Origin of the sequence: Halomonas sp. H10-59, assembly GCF_040070555.1 — a bacterium.
Classification (GTDB): Bacteria; Pseudomonadota; Gammaproteobacteria; order Pseudomonadales; family Halomonadaceae; genus Halomonas; species Halomonas litopenaei.
In genome coordinates this window covers 3,616,829-3,637,714 of record NZ_CP098828.1, presented here as the reverse complement: position 1 = coordinate 3,637,714, position 20,886 = coordinate 3,616,829, and the positions used below count along the sequence as shown (strand labels likewise).

The 20,886-nt window shown below is 65.5% G+C and carries 15 protein-coding genes; 12 read left to right on the top strand and 3 right to left on the bottom strand.

Going from position 1 to position 20,886, the window contains the following annotated elements; genetic code table 11:
* Positions 1-58: 58 nt before the first annotated feature.
* Positions 59-586, bottom strand: a complete 528-nt coding sequence (locus tag NFG57_RS15790) for a macro domain-containing protein (RefSeq protein ID WP_204248980.1) — start codon at positions 584-586, stop codon at positions 59-61.
* A gap of 11 nt (positions 587-597) precedes the next feature.
* Complete coding sequence (locus tag NFG57_RS15785) at positions 598-1,464, bottom strand: carbon-nitrogen hydrolase family protein (RefSeq protein ID WP_052704464.1); 867 nt, start codon at positions 1,462-1,464, stop codon at positions 598-600.
* A gap of 419 nt (positions 1,465-1,883) precedes the next feature.
* Between NFG57_RS15785 and NFG57_RS15780 the strand changes: the two genes are divergently transcribed.
* The 6 genes from NFG57_RS15780 to NFG57_RS15755 all read left to right on the top strand — a co-directional run bounded on the left by NFG57_RS15780 (position 1,884) and on the right by NFG57_RS15755 (position 10,152).
* Complete coding sequence (locus NFG57_RS15780) at positions 1,884-2,867, top strand: TAXI family TRAP transporter solute-binding subunit (protein WP_045994086.1); 984 nt, start codon at positions 1,884-1,886, stop codon at positions 2,865-2,867.
* Positions 2,868-3,080: 213 nt separating this feature from the next.
* The gene (locus NFG57_RS15775; RefSeq protein WP_213229156.1) at positions 3,081-5,675 is read left to right on the top strand and encodes a TRAP transporter permease; all 2,595 of its coding nucleotides are present in this window, start codon (positions 3,081-3,083) and stop codon (positions 5,673-5,675) included.
* A gap of 11 nt (positions 5,676-5,686) precedes the next feature.
* Positions 5,687-6,115, top strand: coding sequence for a universal stress protein (locus NFG57_RS15770; RefSeq protein ID WP_213229158.1), 429 nt, complete (start codon positions 5,687-5,689; stop codon positions 6,113-6,115).
* Positions 6,116-6,336: 221 nt separating this feature from the next.
* Complete coding sequence (locus NFG57_RS15765) at positions 6,337-7,155, top strand: DUF2189 domain-containing protein (protein ID WP_045994083.1); 819 nt, start codon at positions 6,337-6,339, stop codon at positions 7,153-7,155.
* Between the two features lie 242 nt (positions 7,156-7,397).
* Positions 7,398-7,811, top strand: coding sequence for a molybdopterin-dependent oxidoreductase (locus NFG57_RS15760; RefSeq protein WP_231498610.1), 414 nt, complete (start codon positions 7,398-7,400; stop codon positions 7,809-7,811).
* 166 nt (positions 7,812-7,977) lie between these two features.
* Positions 7,978-10,152 carry an ATP-binding protein gene (locus NFG57_RS15755; protein ID WP_108448257.1) on the top strand — a complete coding sequence of 725 codons (2,175 nt, stop codon included), beginning with the start codon at positions 7,978-7,980 and terminating at the stop codon, positions 10,150-10,152.
* Between the two features lie 66 nt (positions 10,153-10,218).
* Here NFG57_RS15755 and cra read toward each other — a convergent pair whose 3' ends face one another.
* A complete protein-coding gene (gene cra, locus NFG57_RS15750) occupies positions 10,219-11,217 on the bottom strand; it encodes a catabolite repressor/activator (protein WP_348814738.1) in 999 nt (332 codons plus the stop codon).
* Between the two features lie 331 nt (positions 11,218-11,548).
* Between cra and ptsP the strand changes: the two genes are divergently transcribed.
* The 6 genes from ptsP (at position 11,549) to NFG57_RS15720 (ending at position 20,876) form a co-directional block, all read left to right on the top strand.
* On the top strand, positions 11,549-14,437 hold the full coding sequence (ptsP, locus tag NFG57_RS15745; protein WP_348814737.1) for a phosphoenolpyruvate--protein phosphotransferase: 2,889 nt from the start codon (positions 11,549-11,551) through the stop codon (positions 14,435-14,437).
* Entirely contained in the window at positions 14,434-15,435 is a 1,002-nt protein-coding gene (locus NFG57_RS15740; protein WP_348814736.1) for a 1-phosphofructokinase family hexose kinase, read from the top strand. Before ptsP ends, NFG57_RS15740 begins: the two co-directional genes overlap by 4 nt.
* The gene (locus NFG57_RS15735; protein ID WP_348814735.1) at positions 15,432-17,195 is read left to right on the top strand and encodes a PTS fructose-like transporter subunit IIB; all 1,764 of its coding nucleotides are present in this window, start codon (positions 15,432-15,434) and stop codon (positions 17,193-17,195) included. Before NFG57_RS15740 ends, NFG57_RS15735 begins: the two co-directional genes overlap by 4 nt.
* A gap of 409 nt (positions 17,196-17,604) precedes the next feature.
* Positions 17,605-18,177 carry an antibiotic biosynthesis monooxygenase gene (locus NFG57_RS15730; RefSeq protein ID WP_204248979.1) on the top strand — a complete coding sequence of 191 codons (573 nt, stop codon included), beginning with the start codon at positions 17,605-17,607 and terminating at the stop codon, positions 18,175-18,177.
* 97 nt (positions 18,178-18,274) lie between these two features.
* Positions 18,275-19,480, top strand: a complete 1,206-nt coding sequence (gene nosP / locus NFG57_RS15725) for a nitric oxide-sensing protein NosP (RefSeq protein ID WP_348814734.1) — start codon at positions 18,275-18,277, stop codon at positions 19,478-19,480.
* Positions 19,464-20,876, top strand: coding sequence for a hybrid sensor histidine kinase/response regulator (locus NFG57_RS15720; RefSeq protein WP_348814733.1), 1,413 nt, complete (start codon positions 19,464-19,466; stop codon positions 20,874-20,876). Before nosP ends, NFG57_RS15720 begins: the two co-directional genes overlap by 17 nt.
* Positions 20,877-20,886 lie beyond the last annotated feature (10 nt).

Below are 20,886 nucleotides of genomic sequence, written 5' to 3'. Positions count from 1 at the left end.
CTGGGCAGTGGGGGCACAAGGCGCGAGCATGGCTCGCGCCTTGTTGTGTTCATGGTCTTCAGTCGTTGTCGGTCAGCGTCTCGAGCCAGCGTTGATGGACGTCTCGGCTGGCCTCGTCGAACAGCACGAAGCGTACCAGTTCGATATCGGGGCAGGCGGGCAGGGTGGTCAGGACCGTGGACACGGCAATTTCCGCCGCCTCGTTCAGCGGGTAGCCGAATACGCCGGTGGACAGTGCCGGGAACGCCACTCGACGGATGCCTTGCTGCTGGGCCAGGCCCAGCGCCTCTCGGTAGCAGCCGGCGAGCAGTTCGGCGCTCGGTTCGTCGACGCCGTAGACCGGGCCGAGGCAGTGGATCACCCAGGCGTTGGGCAGCGCAAAGCCTTCGGTGATGACCGCCTGGCCGGGGCGAATCGGTGCCAGCGGCCGCCCGGCCTGGGCCAGCTCCGGGCCGGCGGCACGGTGAAGGGCGCCGGCCACACCGCCGCCGCTTTCCAGCTGGGCGTTGGCTGCGTTGACCACCGCCTCGACGTCGGCCTGGCGGGCGATGTCACCGGTAATGCATTCGATCAAGGGATAGTCCATGGAGACTCCTGTCATTGGCTTGCGGTGGTAACCGTCGGTGACGGTAGCGGCCCTGTGGCCAGCCGGTCGATGTCCTGACGGCGGTCGCCCGCCAGTGGAAGCCGCTTCCTGGCACGCTCCAGGGTGTCGCGCTCGAGCTGCCAGCTGACCAACGCTTCCTCTTCGCCCAGAACCTCTGGCGACGCCTCGGGGGTGACCAGTGGCGGACACAACAGCGAGTGCCCCCAGCCGTTACCGGCCCGGTTGAGGCTTAGCCAGTAGCATTGGTTTTCCATCGCCCGGGTGATGACGAAGCTGTGCCAGCTGGTGAAGGAGAAGTCCCGAGTGAAGGCCACCGGGTGGATCATGAGGTCGACGCCCAACCGGCGGTAGCGGGCGGCCAGCTCACCGAACCTGAGGTCGTAGCAGATCATGAAGCCGACGCGCCAGCCGGCGATATCCAGCGTCACCAGGCGCTCGCCCGGGCTGAAGTGGGCCGCCTCGGCGCTGGCGCCGAACTGGGCGCAGTGCAGCTTGTCGTAGGCTCCCGCCAGTTGCCCCTCGGCGTCGACGACCACCTGGCTGATATGGCGCCAGAGGGAGCCGTCGGCCCGGCGTGATCTGCGCGCCACGCCGAAGGCGATCGGGCACCTGAGTTCCCGGGCCAGCGCGCAATAGTGTGCTGTCACAGGCCCTTGCAGGTCGTCATCGAGTTCATCCATCGCCTCGAAGGCCTGCTCGCCGTACTCCTGGGACGACAGCTCCGGCAGCACGATCAGCTGTGGGCGTTGCTGCGACGCGGCAGTGCGCAGGCGCCCGGCCAGGGCGTCCAGGTGGTCGCGCTGGTCGAGCCGATTGCGGGTCGCCGGGATTGTGGTCTGGCAAGCCAGCAGGCGCATGGATTCCTCGCAGTTGGCGAAAGAGGCAGGGTAACCCGAATCGACAGCGCGACGACATGGGCGGCAGTCGATTGCGTCAGCGGTGCCAAGGGCTATGCTCACGGTAGACCGTCGACGCTCGATTTCCGCTCCGCGAGTGTCAGTGGTCGAGCGCCTTAAGTCCTCGTTGTGTACCTGGCCATCGTTGCAGGCCGACGGGGAGGGAAGGGATATTTCTCCACGCCCTGAGGGGCGTGCAGAAAAAATTAACGCCCACTAAACGTTAGCGGTAGCTAAACTCTCGTTTTACAATGATTCGGCCTGGTCTCTCCAGGTGAATTTATCGCAAAAGGAATGACTGGTGGATCTTTTGCCGGCCCAGGAGGGGCAAGGCACGAGTCCATGCCGTCAACGTCGACAATACCAAAAGAGGTGTGACCATGAAGCGCCATGCTTTCTCCGCCGCTGCACTGTCCAGCGCCATTCTCGGAGCCGCCATGTTCACGTCCCCGGCCATGGCCCAGGACGAAGAACAGTTCATCACCATCGGCACCGGGGGTCAGACCGGCGTGTATTACGTCGTTGGCCAGTCTGTCTGCCGCTTTGTGAATCGCAACAGCGAAGAGACCGGCATCCGCTGTAACGCGCCGTCCACCGGTGGCTCCGTGGCCAACGTCAATGGTATTCGCAGTGGCGAGCTGACCATGGGTGTCGCCCAGTCTGATGTGCAGTATCAGGCCTATAACGGTACCGGCAACTTCGAGGGCGAAGCCTACGAAGACCTGCGTGCCGTGTTCAAGGTGCATGGCGAGCCGCTGACCATCCTGGCCCGTGCCGACGCCGACATCGAGAGCCTCGATGACCTGGCCGGCAAGCGCGTCAACATCGGTAACCCGGGTTCCGGCCAGCGCAACACCATGGAAGTGGTGATGGACGCCAAGGGCTGGACCGAAGACACCTTCTCGCTGGCCTCGCAGCTCGACGCAGCCGAGATGGCATCTGCCCTGTCGGACAACAACATCGACGCCATGGCCTACGTCGTCGGCCACCCCAATGGTTCCATCCAGGAAGCCACCACCACCGTCGACGCCAAGCTGGTGCCACTCAACGACGACGCCATCAAGGGCCTGGTCGAGGAGTATCCGTACTACTCCATGTCCACCATTCCAGGCGGTCTGTACAAGGGCAACCCGGATGACGTCGAGACCTTCGGTGTCGCCGCGACCTTCGTGACCAGCGCCGAGGCCGACGACGAGCTGGTCTACCAGACCGTCAAGGCAGTGTTCGACAACTTCGATCGCTTCAAGCGTCTGCACCCGGCCTTCGAAAACCTGGATCCGCAGGACATGGTATCCAACGGTCTGTCCGCACCGCTGCATGAAGGTGCCGCTCGTTACTATCGCGAGCAGGGCTGGATCGAGTAAGGGTTCTTCCCCTCTCGGGGGAATAGCCAGCTAATCTCTGCGCGGTCGGCCGTTGGGCGGCCGCGCAGTGCGTTGTGGCCCGTCGATGGATCGACACCGGACGTTCGGTAGAGACCAGACAGCGCCAGCACGACTGGCCCGCGAAAGCGGGCATTCGGGGATGGAGGCGAAGCCCTCCATCATGACGATTCCTCTTCCAGGCAGGGCACGCTTATGACTGAGGACAACAAGAGATCCACGCAGTCCGAAGTGGATCTCGAGGACATGGTCGCCTCCAGCGACTCCGGTTCGCGCAACCCCTTGGGTGCGCCCGGCAAGCTGCTGGTAGGCGTTGCGGCGGCATGGTCGCTGTTCCAGCTATGGATTGCTTCGCCGTTGCCGTTCATGGCCGGCGTCGGCGTCTTCAACGCCACCGAAGCGCGCTCTATTCACCTGGCCTTTGCATTGTTTCTGGCCTTCATGGCCTACCCCGCGACCAAGCGCTCGCCGCGGGACCGCATTCCTCTTCAGGATTGGGTGCTGGCGATTCTGGCCGCTTCCGCCGGGGCTTACATGTTCGTGTTCTACGAACAGCTGGCGGATCGTCCTGGCGCACCCATCCTGCAGGACGTCATCGTCGGTGTGACCGGCCTGATCCTGCTGCTCGAGGCAACACGGCGGGCGCTCGGGCCGCCGCTGATGATCATCGCCTCGATCTTTATCTTCTATTCGCTGGCGGGGCCCTGGATGCCGGGTATCCTCGCTCACCGTGGCGTCAGCCTTTACGGCCTGGTCAATCACCAGTGGCTGACCACCCAGGGTGTGTTTGGTATCGCCCTGGGCGTTTCGACCAGTTTCGTCTTCCTGTTTGTGCTGTTTGGCGCGCTGCTCGACAAGGCAGGTGCCGGCAACTACTTCATCAAGGTCGCCTTCTCGCTGCTGGGCCACTACAAGGGCGGGCCCGCCAAGGCCGCCGTGGTGGCCTCCGGCATGACCGGCCTGATCTCCGGCTCGTCCATCGCCAATACCGTGACCACCGGTACCTTCACCATTCCGATGATGAAGCGTGTCGGCTTCTCCTCGGAGAAGGCCGGTGCGGTGGAGGTGTCCTCCTCGGTCAATGGTCAGATCATGCCGCCGGTGATGGGCGCCGCCGCCTTCCTGATGGTGGAGTACGTCGGCATTTCCTACGTGGAGGTGATCAAGCACGCCTTCCTGCCGGCGCTGATTTCCTATATCGCGTTGATCTACATCGTTCACCTCGAGGCGCTCAAGGCCAACATGGAGGGGCTGGAAAGCTCTAACCCGCCCAAGCCGCTGGTACGCAAGGTGATCGGCTTCCTCGGTGGTCTGCTGCTGATGATGGTGGTGGCGCTGGGTGTCTACTACGGCCTGGGCTGGCTCAAGCCGGTACTGGGTGATGCGACTCCCTGGGTGGTGGCCGTGGCGCTCTCGGTGGTCTACGTGGCGCTGTTGAAGCTGGGGGCAAACTATCCCGAGCTCGAGCTCGATGATCCCAACGAGCCTATCTACAAGCTGCCCCAGACCCGACCCACGGTGCTGGTAGGCCTGCAGTACATCCTGCCGGTGATCGTGCTGATCTGGTGCCTGATGGTGGAGCGCCTGTCACCGGGACTGTCCGCCTTCTGGGCGACGGTGTTCATGATCTTCATCATGCTGACCCAGCGCCCGATCATGCACGCCTTCCGTGGGCGGGGTGATCTTGGCAAGGATCTGCGCGAAGGCTGTCTGGACCTGTGGACGGGGCTGGTGACCGGTGCGCGCAACATGATCGGTATCGGTATCGCCACCGCCACCGCCGGCATCATCGTGGGTGCGGTCTCCCAGACGGGGGTCGGCCTGGTGCTCGCGGACGTGGTCGAGATCCTGTCCATGGGCAACCTGATGCTGATCCTGTTCTTCACCGCCATTCTCAGCCTGATCCTGGGTATGGGGCTGCCGACCACCGCCAACTACATCGTGGTGTCGGCGCTGCTGGCTCCGGTGATCGTGCAACTGGGTGAGCAGAACGGTCTGCTGGTACCGCTGATCGCGGTGCACCTGTTCGTGTTCTACTTTGGCATCATGGCCGACGTCACGCCGCCGGTGGGCCTTGCCTCCTTTGCCGCCGCGGCGGTTTCTGGAGGGGATCCGATCCGCACCGGCTTCCAGGCGTTCTACTACAGCCTGCGTACCGCCGCGTTGCCGTTCCTGTTCATCTTCAACACCGACCTGCTGCTGATCGATGTGGCGCCCTTGCAGGGCGTATTGATCTTCGTGGTGGCGACCATCGCCATGCTGATCTTCGCCGCGGCGACCCAGGGCTACATGATCACCCGCAATCGTGTCTACGAGAGCGTCCTGCTGCTGCTGGTGGCCTTCACCCTGTTCCGCCCGGGCTTCTGGATGGACATCATCCATGATCCTTATCGCAGTGTGCCGCCGTCCGAGTTCGTCGAGGCCTACGGCAACGTGGACGAGGACAGCACCCTGCGTCTGCAGGTCAAGGGCGAGGACGCCTTCGGCGATCCGCTGACGACCTACATGACGCTGCCGGTGGCAGACGGCGAGACCGGTGAGGATCGCCTGCTCAATCTCGGTCTGGAATTGATCGTCGAGGACGGTCGCGCCATCGTCGACATGGTGACCTATGGCAGTCAGGCTGCGGATCTCGGCTTCGACTTCGATCAGGAGATCGTCGAGATTCAGGCACCGGTGGACCGCTGGCCGAAAGAGCTGATGTGGATTCCGGCGCTGCTGCTGTTCGCCCTGATCGTGTTGGCACAGCGCCGTCGTCGGCCCCCCGAAACCACTGAGGCTAAGGCCTGAGGAGGTCCGTCATGTACCAGAAGATCCTGTTACCCGTCGATCTCAATGAGCCGTCGTCGTGGGAGAGGGCACTGCCGGTGGCGCTCTCGCTGTGCCGCAACTTTGGTGCCAGCCTGCACCTGGTGACGGTGTTGCCGGACTACCGCATGCCGCTGGTGGGGTCCTACTTCCCCAAGGACTTCGCCAAGAAGGCCCATGAAGCGGTACAGAAGGCGCAGCATGACTTCATCGTCGAGCACGTACCGGAGGACCTGAAGGCTCAGGCGATCATCGCCGATGGCTCCCCCTGGGAAGCCATCATCAAGGTCGGCAAGAAGATCGATGCCGACCTGATCGTCATGGCCTCGCATACCAAGCGCAAGTTCGCCGACTACGTGATCGGCCCCAACGCCGAGCACGTCGTCCATCACAGCAAGTGTTCGGTGATGATCGTGCGTTGACCCAGACGACAAGCGCTAGCGCCATCGACGCCCCCTCACATGAGGGGGCGTTTTCGTAAGCTTGCGTAGGTTGAAGGCGAATCCAGGGCCCATCAACTACAGTCAAATTAGAGTCGATGGGCGCCGGCGATGGTGTGAAGGAACCTCGCATCTTGCCCCTTGACTCCCGTGACAGGTGGGCGGTGGCAACCGTCATCCGTGGGTACAAGGGGGAGTAGATGATGAGTGCAGCAGCATCACGACACGACAAGGAGTCGAGCGGGGCCAGGGTAAAGATCTCCATCAAGAACGTCGGTATGGGGCGGCCCAGGGTGTGGTTATCTTCGGGATTCGAGGACTTTCGGGCCGCCACTGCGGTCAGCCTTTCCTATGGCATGTTCTGGGTCGGGCTCAGCATCGCCGTCACGGCAGGGGCGCTGACGCTGGGACTGTGGCATTGGCTGTTGCCGCTGGTGGCCGGCTTCATGTTCATCGGGCCGTTGGTGGCGGTGGGCTCCTACGGGATCAGCAGGGCGCTGGAAGAAGGCCGCTCCCCGACCCTGGGGGATGCCTTTGGCGCCTGGCGCGGCCACACCGGGCAACTGGCCATGATGGGCGTGATGATGATGATCTTCTTTCTCGCCTGGATTCGCCTGGCCACCTTGCTGTTTGCCCTGTTCTTCGGTCTCCAGTCGCCGGATCCGTCCACGGTCTATGCGTCACTTCTGACCACGCCGGAAGGCCTCGGCATGCTGGTGGTGGGGCTGGCCTTTGGCTGTGTGCTGGCGTTTGGCGCCTTTTCCATTAGCGTGGTCGCGATTCCAACCCTGATGGATCAGGACCTGACGTTCATGGAGGGCATCGAGGCCAGTATTCGTTCGGTGGCACGCAATTTCCGACCGATGCTGCTGTGGGCAGCGATTCTCACCGGCTGCGTACTGGTGGGGATGGCCACCTTCTATATCGGGCTTGCCTTGATTCTGCCGGTACTGGGGCACGCGAGCTGGCACGCCTACGAAGACCTGGTGGTGTGCGAACGGCTGGACGACCCCGGCGCCTGAGGGCGGCAACCTGGTCCGTGAAGACGCCCCGACAGGGGGCGTTTTCCTGAACCAGCAAAGCTCGAGGGGCCCGCAGACTGACCTTTGGCGCTCGATCACGTAATCTACTCCTGCAGAAAGAGTCAGGAGACGTCATGCGGGTGCCAGCTTTCCTTTGCCAGGTGGGTGTCCTCCTGGGGCTGTTGGTAGCAGGGGGAATCGGCCAGGTCCATTCCCAGCCTCTGCCAGCTCCGGAGGGGCCTGTGCTGCTTAAAGTATCGGGCAATATCCAGAACACCAATGTGGATGCACAGCTTCTGCTGGATCGTGCCATGCTCGACGATCTTGAGAGTCGTGCGCTGGTGACCGATACCCCGTGGCATAGCCAGGCCAGCCGTTTCGAGGGGCCGCTGCTCCGCAGCGTGCTGGAATCCGCCGGTGTCACCGCCGACAGCATTCGCGTGCACGCCTTGAACGGCTTCGTGGCCGATATCCCGGTCTCCGATGCCTATCGCTATGACGTCATCCTTGCCATGAAGCAGGACGGCGAAGCGATGTCGGTGCGAAACTTCGGCCCGCTGTTTGTGTTGTACCCTTTCGATGATCATCCAGAACTACTTAACGAGTCGGTCCAGTTTCGTTCGGTGTGGCAGGTAGATGCCATCGAGGTCCCGTGATCAATGTCACCGGGAGATCGGTCGAAGGCCATCAGGAGGCAAGGCAGGGAGTGCAGCGCCCCAATACCATAGTGAGTGATCCCGGTGTGTCGGCTGGTGTCGACCCGAACATTCTGCCAGCAGATTCCCGACCCAAGGAGGAGGGTGCTCGGCGCATCCGTTCCGTATGCGACGCTATCCTCTGAGACTGGTATTCAGTGCCGTGGCGGCACTGACCTTCTTTGCCGCCGCCATGGTGGTGATCGGTCTGGTCGCCTGGCGCCATGACAATCTTTCCCACCAGGTGGTGGAGGATATCACCTGGCATTCCTACAAGCTGGACCGAGACGTGGTGTTGCTGCGCAATCACCTGTTGTTCGGGGAGCATGGACCCGAACAGCTGGCCGGCTTCAGGCTCGAGTTCGATCTGTTGTTCAGTCGACTGAACCTGTTTCGCCACAGCGACATTCACGATCTGGTCGAGGAGGCTCCGGCCGCGCGTCGCCAACTGTCGATCATCATCAGCCTGATGCAGGACCTGGATGCCGAGGTCAGTGCCCTGGCGTCCCTCGATAGCGAGGCAGAGGCCGTTCTTGACCAGCATCTTGCCGCGCTATCCACCGAGACCGAAAGGTTGATCATGGCCGTCAATGGCCATCTGGCCGAGATCAATACCGCAGAGCGTGTTCGTCTGCAGCGACTGTACCTGTTGCTGCTGGTGATGATCCTCGGTATGAGCCTGGCCGGAGGGGTCATGCTTGCCGTGCTTTTCAAGGAAGCCCGTGACAACGAGGCCTCGCGCAAGGCACTGGAGACGCTGAGCGGCGAACTGGAAATCAGTGCCCGGCGCGCCCAGTCCGCCAGTCAGGCCAAGTCCGACTTTCTGGCCACGGTGAGCCACGAGATCCGCACGCCGCTCAACGGCGTCATCGGCATGAGCGAACTGTTGCGTGATCTCGAACTGTCGGAGCCCGCCAGCCGCTACTCGCACACCATTCATGACAGCGCCCGCCAGTTGATGGGCATGATCGATGACATCCTCGACTTCTCCAAGATCGAGGCAGGACGCATGGAGCTGGATGTTCAGCCGGTGGCACTCGATGCCTTGATCGAAGATGCCCTGGAGCTGTTTCGTCCGCGCGCACTCGACAAGCGGTTGCGCTTGCTTGGCCACGTGGACGAGACGCTGCCGGCACGACTCCAGGGGGACCCAGGCCGGCTTCGGCAGGTGCTGCTCAACCTGCTGGCCAACGCCATCAAGTTTACCGACCGCGGCATGGTGAGGCTGTCGGTAGCGCCTGTGGACGAGGGCTGGGTGCAGTTCGACGTGGTGGATACCGGTCAGGGTGTCGAGGCGTCGTTGTTGCCTCAGTTGTTCGAGCCCTTCCGTCAGGGCGATGCCTCCGTCGCCCGGCGCTATGGCGGCACCGGTCTGGGCCTCGCGATTTCCAAGCGCCTGGTAGTAGCCATGGGCGGCGAGATAGGGGTCGATAGCCGCCGAGGCAAGGGCAGTCGCTTCTGGTTCCGATTGCCGCTGGTGCCCTGTGACGAACCCCGCCGTCAACCGCTGACGGTGGCCAGGGCGCGCGCCCATCCCAAACAGCTCGCCGAGGCGGATCTGCTGGTGGTGGAAGACAATCTGGTCAACCAGGAAGTGGCGATCGCGATGCTGGAACGCCTCGGCTGTTCGGCTACCCTGGCTTCCTGCGGCAAGGAAGCGCTGGCTCTCTGCTCACAGCGCCGTTTTGACCTGATATTGATGGATGTCCAGATGCCTGACCTCGATGGTCGCGAGGTCACCCGACGCCTTCGCAGCTTTTCCGACTGGCGTAGTGAGGTTCCCGTGGTGGCGATGACCGCTGGTGGCGCCAGTCACGATGAGTCGGACTGCATGGCCGCCGGCATGAACGACTATCTGACCAAGCCGCTGTTGATGGGCACGCTGCTGATGGTGCTCAAGCGCCACCTGCTGGGAGAGTCCGAGACCTCGACGACTCCGAGGGGTATCACCTCACTGATCAATGCCGATACGCTCGATGCCCTGGACGAAGGACTTGGGGGCGAGCGCCGGGATGCTCTGGTGGACCTGTTCGGGCGACAGGCGCGCGAACGCTTGCCGGAGATCCAGAGCGCCTACCGGCGAGGCGAGGAGGAGCCGCTGGCCCAACTGGCCCATCAGCTCAGGGGCGAGGCCGCCGGCGTCGGCGCCATGGCCCTGGCCGAGGCGGCGCGAGCGCTGGAGCGTTGTGCCCTGGATGGCTGCATCGAGGATGCCAGAGGCGTCATCGATGCGCTGCCTGAGCTGCTTGAACGCACCCTGGCGGCCTTTGCCCGCAGCGAGAGGCGCGCCTCCCAGACCTGAGGTCGGCTTCGGCGTCCCGCTGTGTTGCTGAGCTCTACTGTTCAGTGGTCGTGGGAAAGTGCCGTTTCAGTTGCCTTGGGGACGGGGACGCCGCCAGCGCGGATGTCGTGGCACCACCACCCGTTGGGCCCGGTACTCACCCCGCACCGCATCCATCGCCAGCGCCAGGGCCTGCTCGGCGATGCCCCGATGATCCTGGACGGCGGAGTTGACCGCCAGCGGCAGGAAGTCCAGCAGGCGGTTGTCGCCGAAACTCGCCATGGCCAGACGCGGGGGCAGGCCGCCGCGTGCAATCAATTCGTCCAGGGCGCCTTCCAGCAGAATGTAGGACGCGGTTACCAGGGCGTCGGGCAGTCCCTTCTTGTCGATGTAGTCAGCCAGCAGCCTGGCGCCTTCCTCGCGGGCATAGTGGTCGCCGCTTTCCAGGGTGCACTCGAGCTCGCGTCCCTTTACGCCTGCGCGGAAGCCGGCGCGGCGCTCTTCGGTGATCGAAAGGTGCGGCACCGCATCGAGCCATAGCACGCTCTTGACTGCCGGCGTCATCAGCGAGCGTGTGAGCTGTTCGGCGGCCTCGCGGTCGTTGCTGACGACGCTGGCGAAGCTCGCTTCGGGCAGGCCCCTGTCGATGGCGATGATCGGCAGACCCTCATTCATCAATTCGGTATAGAAGGACGCCGGCTGCGCCAGACAGCTTGCCACGATCAGCGCCTCGCAGCGTTGGGCGCGCAGTGACAGGGCCAGGTCCCGCTCGCTGTCGGGCTGGTCGTCGGAGCCGACGATCAGCAGCTGGTAGCCCTGGGCCCGCGCTCCGCGTTCCAGGTGCTTGGCCAGGCGGGCGTAGCTGGAGTTTTCCAGGTCCGGCACGATCAGCCCCAGGATGCGGCTGCTGCCGCGCCGCAGGGCCGCCGCCTGGGCATCGACACGGTAGCCATGCTCCGCCACCACCGCCATCACTCGGTCCACGGTGTCCTGACGAATACGGCGCTCCCTGGCCTTGCCATTGACGATGTAGCTGGCGGTGGTGCGGGAAACGCCGGCCAGGCGGGCAATTTCGGCCAAGGTCATGCGGGTGTCTCCATTGAAGGCGTCGGGCGTGGTCACGGCGACAAGGTGTCAATTCCCTCTAGTCTACCTGGCATGGCAGCAGTGTCCCCCTGCCAAAGTCGTAGCTTTTGCGACTTGCCATGTGCGCTGAATCGTACCAGCATTGTGGCATGGTGAGGTGACACGATTCAGCTTTCGAGCAATTTGCATTTGCCGAAGCCAGGTGATCCCAGCATCCGGCGTGCGCTGTATCTGTTGCATCCCGGCAGTGCCGGGGCGCTGGACCTCCTCGCCGACACCGTTCAACCGATACCGGTGAGGAAACGCTGCACCTCACCCAGGAGAGCCCTTCATGCTGACGCTGAACGCCGACGACATCCTGCTGGATTGTCGTGCCGAGAGCTGGCGCCACGCCCTCGACGCCGCCTTTGACACCCTGAAGGCGGCCAGCCTGGTCGATGACGGCTACCGCCAGGGCCTGGTCGATCGGGAGTCCCAGTCCTCTACCTGGCTTGGCAATGGCATCGCCATCCCCCACGGCACCCCCGAGAGTCGAGGCGCGGTGCGTCGCACCGGGGTGCGGGTGCTGCAGTTCCCCGAGGGCGTGCGCTGGCACGACGGCAACCTCGTTCATGTATTGGTGACCATCGCCGCCCAGAGTGACGAGCACCTGGATATCCTCAGAAGCCTGACCCACGTGCTCGACCGGGACGGTGTCTCCGAACGCCTGGCCCAGGCGAGCAGCGCCGAGGAGATCACCGAGCTGCTGGCTCGGCCGGTGGTTCGCCCGCGACTGGACCAGGACACCCTGGTGCTGGGCCATCGCGCCGACGACCTGCTCGATCTGGCGCTGGCCGGGGCTCAGCGGCTGCGCCAGCTGGCATTGGTCGATACCGCCTATCTTGCCGAGATGGTCACCTCCATGCCGACGCACCTGGGACGGGGGCTGTGGCTTACGTCCAGCGAAGCCGGCGTGTCCACGCCGGCACTCGCTGCGGTGACGCCGGCCAAGCCCGTCCAGCATCAGGGCAGCGACGTCGAGGCGGTGTTGTGCCTGGCCTCCCATGGCGAGGCTGGACGCCCGCTGGCCGACGCCATCGTGTCGCTGGTGGCGTCACTGGATGAGTCCGACGCCGCCCATCTGCGCGAGCGGGACGCCGACGACTGGCTGGCGCTGCTGGCTGGCGAAGGTGGCTCGGCCCAGAGTCGTCGCGTACGCCTGCTCAACGCCCATGGGCTTCACGCGCGTCCGGCCAAGGTGCTGGTCCAGAAGGCACGCGAAAGCGGGGTCGCCGTGCAGGTGCGCCTGGCCGAGGGCAGCGGACGCCCGGTGTCGGCGGCGTCGCTGACCAAGGTGATCGGTCTTGGTGCCAGACGAGGACAGGAGCTGATCCTGTCGGCGCGAGGCGAGGGTGCCGAACAGGCGCTGACATCGCTGGTCGAGGCGATCAACGATGGTCTGGGGGAGCAGGTGACGCCACTGGCGTCTTCGGCTGTGTCGCAAGGCGAAGCCGAGCAGGCGGTCACGGAGCCGGTGGCGGCAAGCATGCCGCCCGCCGACCAGCCGCTGGAAGCGGTGGCCGCATCGCCGGGACTCGCGGTGGCGCCGCTTTTCGTGATCAAGACCCCGGACTTCGACTATCCCCGCGAGGCGGCGGACCCCGCCTTGGAGCGACAGCGCCTCGAGCGGGCCATCGCCCAGGGCGGCGAGCAGCTCAAGGCCCTGATCGCCCGGACCGCCGGAGGCGAGGTCGCCGCCATTCTGTCGATGCATGAGGAAATGCTCGAAGACCCGGAACTGGCCCAGGCCGCGCGCGAGGGCATCGACGAGGGGCTTTCCGCCGAGGCCGCCTGGTGGCAGGCAATCGACGTCGCCGCCCGCGCCCAGGAACAGCTGGCCGATCGCCTGCTGGCCGAACGAGCCGCGGATCTGCGTGACGTCGGCCGTCGTGTGCTGGGTATCCTGTGCGACGTCGAGCTGCCCGAGCCGCCGGCCGTGCCTTACCTGCTGGTGACCGACGATATCGGTCCGTCCGATGTCGCCCGCCTGGACACCGAGCGGGTCCGCGGCATCCTCACCGCCCGGGGCGGCGCCACCGCCCACAGCGCGATACTGGCCCGGGCACTAGGGATACCGGCGGTAGTCGGTGCCGGTGCCGGCGTGCTGGCGCTCGAAAATGGCACCGAGATGCTGCTCGACGGTGACGAAGGCTGGGTCGTGCCGGCACCCTCGCAAGCGCGTCGCGAGCGCTTCGAGGCGCGCATGGAAGCGCTGGAGGCGCTCAAGGCACGTGCCTGGGACGCTCGCTTCGAGGACGCCCGGACCGAGGATGGTACCCGCGTGGAGGTGGTCGCCAACCTGGGCAATACCGCCCACGCCCGCGACGCCGTATCGCGCGGCGCCGAGGGGGTGGGGCTGCTGCGTACCGAGTTTTTGTTCATGGCCCACGCCTCGCTGCCGGACGTGGAGACCCAGGAGCGCGAATATCGCGAAGCCCTGGATGCTCTGGACGGCCGCCCGCTGGTGGCGCGGACCCTGGACGTGGGTGGCGACAAGCCGCTGGCTTACTGGCCACTGCCCCAGGAGGACAACCCCTTCCTCGGCCTGCGTGGCATTCGTCTGGCCCTCAGGCGTCCCCAGGTGCTGCGCGATCAGTTCAGCGCCCTGGTGAAGGCCGCCGACGGCCGGCCGCTGCGCATCATGCTGCCCATGGTCAAGGACCTGGATGAGTTCCGCGCCGCCCGTGCGATCTTCGATGAGGTGCTGCGCGAACTCGGCGTCAGCCGAGACGGCGACCGCCTGCAGCTGGGCGTGATGATCGAGGTGCCGTCCTGCGCGCTGCTGGCGCCGAGCCTGGCGCCCGAGGTCGACTTCTTCTCCATCGGCACCAACGACCTGACCCAGTACACCCTGGCCATCGACCGTGGTCATCCTGAGCTTTCCGGGGAGTCCGACGGCCTGCACCCGGCCGTGCTGCGGCTGATCCAGATGACCGTCCAGGCGGCCCATGCCCATGGCAAGTGGGTCGGCGTGTGCGGTGAGCTGGCCAGCGACCGCCAGGCGATCCCTGTGCTGGTTGGCCTCGGCATCGACGAGCTGTCGGTGAGCGCCCGCCAGGTACCCATGGTCAAGGCACGCCTGGCGTCGGTCTCCACCACCCGGGCCCGGGAACTCGCCGCCCTGGCATTGGCCGCTCCCACCGCCCGGGACGTGCGCAGAGAGCTGGAGGCGAACCAATGAGCGAGATATCCGGCAATGCCGTCAAGCCACCGGTGCTGACCATTTCGGCCAACCCGGCGCTGGACCTGTCTGTCGCCGTGGACCGGCTGACGCCAGGTGCGCTGCACCGCGCCGAGTCAGTCGAGCTGACCGCCGCCGGCAAAGGCGTCAACATGGCGCGGGTGCTCGCCGCCCTGGGCCACCCGGTCTGTGTCACCGGCTTTCTGGGCAGTGACAACGACTCGGCCTTCGTCGATGCCTTCGCCGAGATGGGGGTCGAGGACGCCTTTGTGCGATTGCCCGGCGCCACCCGCATCAACACCAAGCTGAGCGAGGCCGACGGTCGCGTCAGCGATATCAATGCGCCGGGACTCAGCGTCGATGCCGACGCCTGGCAGCGCCTGATCGCCACCATCGAGGCGCGCCTGACGACGCCTGCGCTGCGCCCCGCCGCGGTAATGATCGGCGGCAGCCAGCCACCGGGAGTCGGCGCTTCGGCGCTGGCCGAACTGATCACTCGGATCAAGGCCACCGGCGTACCCGTGTGGGTGGACACCAGCGGCGAGGCGCTCAAGGCAGCGGTCAAGGCGGGGGCCGACGCGGTGAAGCCCAACCTGGAGGAGCTGGCCGACTGGGCGGATCGTGACATTGCAACAGACGTCGACGTTCAGCGTGCAGCCCTTGAGCTTTACGCCGCCGGCGTCGGCGACGTGCTGATTTCCGCCGGTGCCGACGGTGTGACCTGGCTGGGCCCGCATGGCCTGTGGCAGTCGCTGCCTCCTGCGGTCAGGGTGGCCAATACCGTATGTGCCGGCGATACCCTGTTTGCCGCCATGCTGCACGGCGTGCTGTGCGAGGCGCCTGTGGAACAGGCGCTGAGGTTTGCCACGGCGCTGTCCGCCGAGGCGGTGCGCCACACCGGCGTGGGCCGGGCCGACGCCTCCGATTTCTCCGACCTTCTTTCCGACACCAGGGTGCGGCGCCTCAATGACGTCGAAGCCCGGGGAGTACTTGCATGAACGTGATCCTGTTGACGACCTGCCCCGGCGGCAGCGTCACGAGCTACCTGGCCGCCCAGCGCCTGACCCCTGCCGCCGAGGCCAAGGGCTGGCAGCTCTCCACCGAGGTGCACTCGAGCCTGGCACCGGTCGAGACCCTGTCCCACCAGACGCTGGCCGCGGCCGAGCTGGTGATCGCGGTGGGCGAACCCATCGCCGGGGCCCACCGCTTCAGCGGCAAGCGCCTGTATCGTGGCAGCCTGGAAGATGCCCTGAGCGACCCGTCGGACTTTCTCGAGCGGGCGGCCCGCGACGCCCAGGTGTTTACCCCCCTCAACGATGAGGCGGCCAGCGCTTCAGGGAATGGCCCCGTGGCTGCAGACGTCAGCGACGAGGCGCGCATCGTCGCGGTGACCGCCTGTCCCACCGGGGTCGCCCACACCTTCATGGCCGCCGAGGCACTGGCCGAGGCCGGGCGTGGGCTCGGCCATCAGGTACGCGTCGAGACCCAGGGCTCGGTGGGCGCCCAGGACCAGTTGACCGACGACGAGATCGCCCAGGCGGATCTGGTCATCCTGGCCTGCGATATCGAGGTCGATCCCACCCGCTTTGCCGGCAAGCGGATCTACCGCACGTCCACCGGCAACGCGTTGAAGAAGTCGCGCCAGACCATCGAGACAGCGCTGGTCGAGGCCCAGGTGGAAAGCGCGGATGGCGGCGCCAGGGCCGAGTCTGCCAAGAGCTTCAAGGAGAAGGGCGTCTACAAGCACCTGCTGACCGGAGTGTCCTTCATGCTGCCCATGGTGGTGGCCGGGGGCCTCTTGATCGCGCTGTCCTTCGTCTTCGGCATCGAGGCCTTCAAGGAGGAGGGCACCCTGCCTGCCGCCTTGATGGAGATCGGTGGGGGCACCGCCTTCGCCCTGATGGTGCCGGTGCTGGCTGGCTATATCGCCTATTCCATCGCCGATCGGCCCGGCATTGCCCCGGGCATGATCGGCGGCATGCTGGCGTCGAACATCGGTGCCGGCTTTATCGGCGGTATCCTGGCGGGCTTTCTGGCCGGCTACGTGGCCAAGGCGGTGACCCGCTACGTCAAGCTGCCTTCCAGCGTCGAGTCGCTCAAGCCGATCCTGATCATCCCGCTGGTCGCAAGTCTGGTCACCGGTCTGGTGATGATCTATGTGGTCGGTGAGCCGGTGGCCGGGGTGCTCGAGGCACTGACCGCCTTCCTCGAGAGCATGGGCTCCACCAATGCGGTGCTGCTGGGGATTCTGCTCGGGGCGATGATGTGCTTCGACCTGGGGGGACCTGTCAACAAGGCGGCCTACACCTTCGGGGTGGGCCTGCTCGCCTCCGAGACCTACGCCCCCATGGCGGCGATCATGGCCGCCGGCATGGTGCCGGCGATCGGCATGGGCATCGCCACCTTCGTCGCCGGGCGCAAGTTTGCCGACCCCGAGCGCGAGGCCGGCAAGGCCTCCTTCGTGCTGGGGCTGTGCTTCATCAGCGAGGGCGCGATTCCCTTCGCCGCCAAGGACCCGCTGCGGGTGATTCCCATCAGCATGCTGGGCGGCGCCATCACCGGAGCCATCTCGATGCTGGTGGGCGCCAAGCTGATGGCCCCCCACGGCGGCGTATTCGTGCTGTTGATTCCAAATGCGATTACTCCAGTGTTGTGGTACCTGCTGGCGATCGTCGCGGGCTCGCTGGTGACCGGGCTCGGCTACGCCGCCATCAAGCGCGGCGAGGCAGCTTCCATGCCGGTGGGCGAGGGGGCCTGATATGGGGGGCTCGGCACTCACCGGCGGTTGACGGCCAGCAAGGTGCAGGTGGCGCCCTGGGTGCCTCTCACTGGTGCACGATGAAGGGTATTGCTCAATGGCCCGGCCTTATAGGTCGGGCCATTTTTTTTGTTCTTGACCCTTTAACGAAATGATCGACTGGTATTTTGCTGGATTCTCAGTAAAAAGACGGAAAAATTCCGAGCGCATGGCATAATGGCGCGCTTCTTGCCTCATGCTAGGCAGGACCCGGAGCAGGTGGCGACCCCACCTCAGCCGGGACAGGGCCTTACCGGGCCCAGGCGGCCCCCACCCGGGGCCTGACAAGGACGACCGTTTTCTTGTGAAGGCCGGCGAAAGTCGGCGCGAGCAGGCACGAGGCGGTACGTCCGATTGATGAGGAGATCCCATGTCAAGCGAACCCGTGACTCTCATGGTGGCCCGCCGCGTGGCGCGTGGACGCTACCGCGACTTCACCCTGTGGCTCGATGAAGGCCGCGAGCTGGCGGCGGACTTTCCCGGCTATCTCGGCTCCGGCATCCTGGCGCCGCCCCCCGGCGACGACGAGTATCAGATCATCTTTCGCTTTCAGGACACCGATACCCTCGCACGCTGGGAGCATTCCGCCTCGCGCCGTGCCTGGCTCGAGCGTGGTGCCGGCCTGTTCGAGGCCCCCCAGGAGCGGCGTGCCCTGGGACTCGACAGCTGGTTCACCAGCCCCGGCCCCAGGGTGCCGCCGCGCTGGAAGCAGGCGATCGCCATCTGGCTGGCGTTCTTCCCGGTGTCGCTGATGTTCCAGTGGCTGCTGGGCGATACCCTGGCGACCTTGCCGCTGGTTCCTCGGGTACTCGCCAGCACCCTGATGCTGACCCCGGTGATGGTGTTCCTTTTCATCCCCCTGTCTACCCGCCTGCTGGCGCCCTGGCTTCAGGCGCCGCCCGGACGTGGCGCTCGCCTGAGCCTGCGTCTGCGCCGCAGCTGAGGCTGACAGGCGGCCCTCCCGGCTCGCATTGAGTCTGGCCACTGCTCGCGCCTACACTCAGGTCATGCGGCGTTGCCGCGGATCTTGAGGACAGCCCATGGGCAGTGCGAGCACGGCGCCCCGCGTGGAAGGCGACATCACCGCGCGGGAGCGCCCTACACCAGAACAACAAGAGCTTGCGTCGCTGGGACTCAAGGTGGCGGCCAGCCGCCACCCCAAGGCCGAACAGGCGGCTCGTGAGCTGCATCACGAGCTCTATCATCCCGACCTGGGTTTCGTGCTGTTCTTCGTCAGCGCCGAATACGCGCTGGGCCCCCTGGCCCAGGCCCTGGAGTCGACCTTCGGTGGGCTGCCGCTGGCGGGTTGCACCACGGCGGGCGAGATCACCCCGCTGGGGTACGAGCGCGGGTCCATCGTCGCCATCGGGTTCGATCGCCGTCATTTTGGTGTGGCCACCACCCTGCTCGAGGACCTCGAGAGCGTCTCCCTGATCGACGCCCAGCGTCGGGTGGAGTCGCTTCTGGCCACCGCCAGGGGGCATCTGGATGGCGAGGCCTTCGCGCTGACCCTGCTCGATGGGCTGTCGGCCAGCGAAGAGCAGGTGCTGACCACTCTGGACGCTGCCCTGGGGGGGATCCCGAGCTTCGGTGGCTCGGCCGGGGACGACAACCGACTGGCGCATACCCACGTGTTTGCCGGTGGGCGCTTTCACAGCGCGGCGGCGGTGGTGGTGCTGATCACCACCCACCATCCCTTCGAGGTGTTCTCGACCCATCACCTGGCGGCACGCCGTGACAAGCTGGTGGTCACCCGCGCCGACCCTGCGGGCCGGCGCGTGCTGGAGCTCAATGCCCTGCCCGCGGTGGACGAGTACGCCCGGCTGGTCGGGGTCTTGCCAAGCGAGCTCGATGAGGGCGTGTTTGCCCGCCACCCGTTGGCGGTCAAGCTGGGCGACGCCTACTACGTCCGCTCGATCCAGCGTGCCAACGCCGACGGTAGCCTCAGCTTCTACTGCGCGGTGGAGACCGGCATCGTGCTGACCGCCATGGCCGGCACGCCGATTCTCGAGGCCCTCGACGATACCCTGGGGGGCCTTCAGCGCCGACTGGGGCGACCTCAGTTGATCATCGGCTGTGACTGCTTTCTCAGGCGTCTGGAGTTCGAGGCGCTCGAGCAGATCGACGACGCCTCCGAACGACTTTCCAAGGCCTCGGTGGTGGGCTTCAACACCTACGGCGAGCAGCACCACGGCATGCATATCAACCAGACCTTCACGGGGGTGGCGATTGGATCTGGTCGGTGAGCCAAGGCAGGATCGCGCCAGCAGTGCACTGGAACAGGAACTGCTGGAGGAAAACCATCGGCTGCGCCGGATCTGCCAGGCGCTGATCGAGCGGGTCGAGTCCGCCGGGGCGGGCGGGGCACCCTATGGTGCCTTCGAGCACGCGGTGCTGCTCGCCGAGCAGGTGCGCGAGCGCACCGAGACCCTGCACCGTACCCTGGATGAACTGGCCGAAACCAATGCCCGTCTGGAGGAGGCCCGGCGCGACGCCGAGGCCGCCAATGCCTCCAAGACCCGCTTCCTGGCGGCGGTCAGCCACGACCTGCTGCAGCCGCTCAACGCCGCGCGGCTGTTTGCCAGCGCCCTGGAAGTGCGAAAGTTGCCTGAAGAATCCGGTCGTCTGGTGCAGCGAATCGATCGCTCGCTCAGCGACGTGGAATTGCTGCTGGGGACCCTGGTCGACATCTCGCGACTGGATGCCGGGGTGTTGACCCCGGATGTGGCCCCCTTCGCCGTCTCGCAACTGCTGGATGCGCTCGCCGAGGAATTTCGTCAGATGGCCGGCGCCCGAGGGCTGGCGTTTCGCTATGTGCCCAGTTCCGCCTGGGTCGAGTCCGACCTGGCGCTGCTTGCCCGGGTGATTCGCAACCTGATGTCCAACGCCGTGCGCTACACCGAGTCGGGGCGGGTGCTGCTCGGCTGTCGCAGACGTCGGGTCGGCCAGCAGTACTGGCTCGAGATCCTGGTGGGGGATACCGGTCCGGGCATCGACGAGGCTCGCCGTGACGAGATATTTCTGGAGTTTCGCCGCGGCAACGCCGCAGCCCCGGGGCAGGAGCGCGGGCTGGGGCTGGGGCTTGCCATCGTCGATCGCATCGCCCGCCTGCTCGATCACCCCATCACCCTCAATAGCCGACCCGGCCAGGGCGCCCAGTTCTCGGTAAGCGTGCCCTGCGCTCGCCCGGCGCGTGCGGTGGCCCCGTCGGCCTCGACCCTGCAGCAGGCCGGCACGCGTCAACTGCAGAGTACCGAGGTATGGGTGCTGGACAACGATCCCGCCATCCTCGAGGGCATGAGCGCGCTGCTGGGTGGCTGGGGATGTCGGGCGCGCCTGGCGTCGCGAGTGGTTGAACTGGAACAGAGCCTGGCCGAGCGTCACGAGACACAGGGCATGGATAGGCAGTCGCCAACGGTGGTGATGATCGACTACCACCTGTCCAGCGACGAAGAAGATGGTCTGGCCCTGGCGCAGCGCCTGGCCGGCTCTCATATAGACCTGGCCCCGATACTGATCACCGCCAACCACGACGCCGAGATCAAGCGGCGTTGTCGTGAGCTTGGCTTCCCCTGTCTACTGAAGCCGCTGAAGCCTCTGCGCCTGCGTCAGGCACTGATGCACCTGCTCGACGCCGGTTGAGCAGGCTTGC

Bases quoted from the DNA above. Each gene is read 5' to 3' on its own strand.
- NFG57_RS15780 (WP_045994086.1), top strand. From the start codon at position 1,884: ATGAAGCGCCATGCTTTCTCCGCCGCTGCACTGTCCAGCGCCATTCTC.
- NFG57_RS15735 (WP_348814735.1), top strand. From the start codon at position 15,432: ATGAACGTGATCCTGTTGACGACCTGCCCCGGCGGCAGCGTCACGAGC.
- NFG57_RS15765 (WP_045994083.1), top strand. From the start codon at position 6,337: ATGAGTGCAGCAGCATCACGACACGACAAGGAGTCGAGCGGGGCCAGG.
- NFG57_RS15730 (WP_204248979.1), top strand. From the start codon at position 17,605: ATGTCAAGCGAACCCGTGACTCTCATGGTGGCCCGCCGCGTGGCGCGT.
- ptsP (WP_348814737.1), top strand. From the start codon at position 11,549: ATGCTGACGCTGAACGCCGACGACATCCTGCTGGATTGTCGTGCCGAG.
- NFG57_RS15755 (WP_108448257.1), top strand. From the start codon at position 7,978: ATGCGACGCTATCCTCTGAGACTGGTATTCAGTGCCGTGGCGGCACTG.
- NFG57_RS15740 (WP_348814736.1), top strand. From the start codon at position 14,434: ATGAGCGAGATATCCGGCAATGCCGTCAAGCCACCGGTGCTGACCATT.
- NFG57_RS15785 (WP_052704464.1), bottom strand. From the start codon at position 1,464: ATGCGCCTGCTGGCTTGCCAGACCACAATCCCGGCGACCCGCAATCGG.
- NFG57_RS15775 (WP_213229156.1), top strand. From the start codon at position 3,081: ATGACTGAGGACAACAAGAGATCCACGCAGTCCGAAGTGGATCTCGAG.
- nosP (WP_348814734.1), top strand. From the start codon at position 18,275: ATGGGCAGTGCGAGCACGGCGCCCCGCGTGGAAGGCGACATCACCGCG.
- NFG57_RS15790 (WP_204248980.1), bottom strand. From the start codon at position 586: ATGGACTATCCCTTGATCGAATGCATTACCGGTGACATCGCCCGCCAG.
- NFG57_RS15770 (WP_213229158.1), top strand. From the start codon at position 5,687: ATGTACCAGAAGATCCTGTTACCCGTCGATCTCAATGAGCCGTCGTCG.
- cra (WP_348814738.1), bottom strand. From the start codon at position 11,217: ATGACCTTGGCCGAAATTGCCCGCCTGGCCGGCGTTTCCCGCACCACC.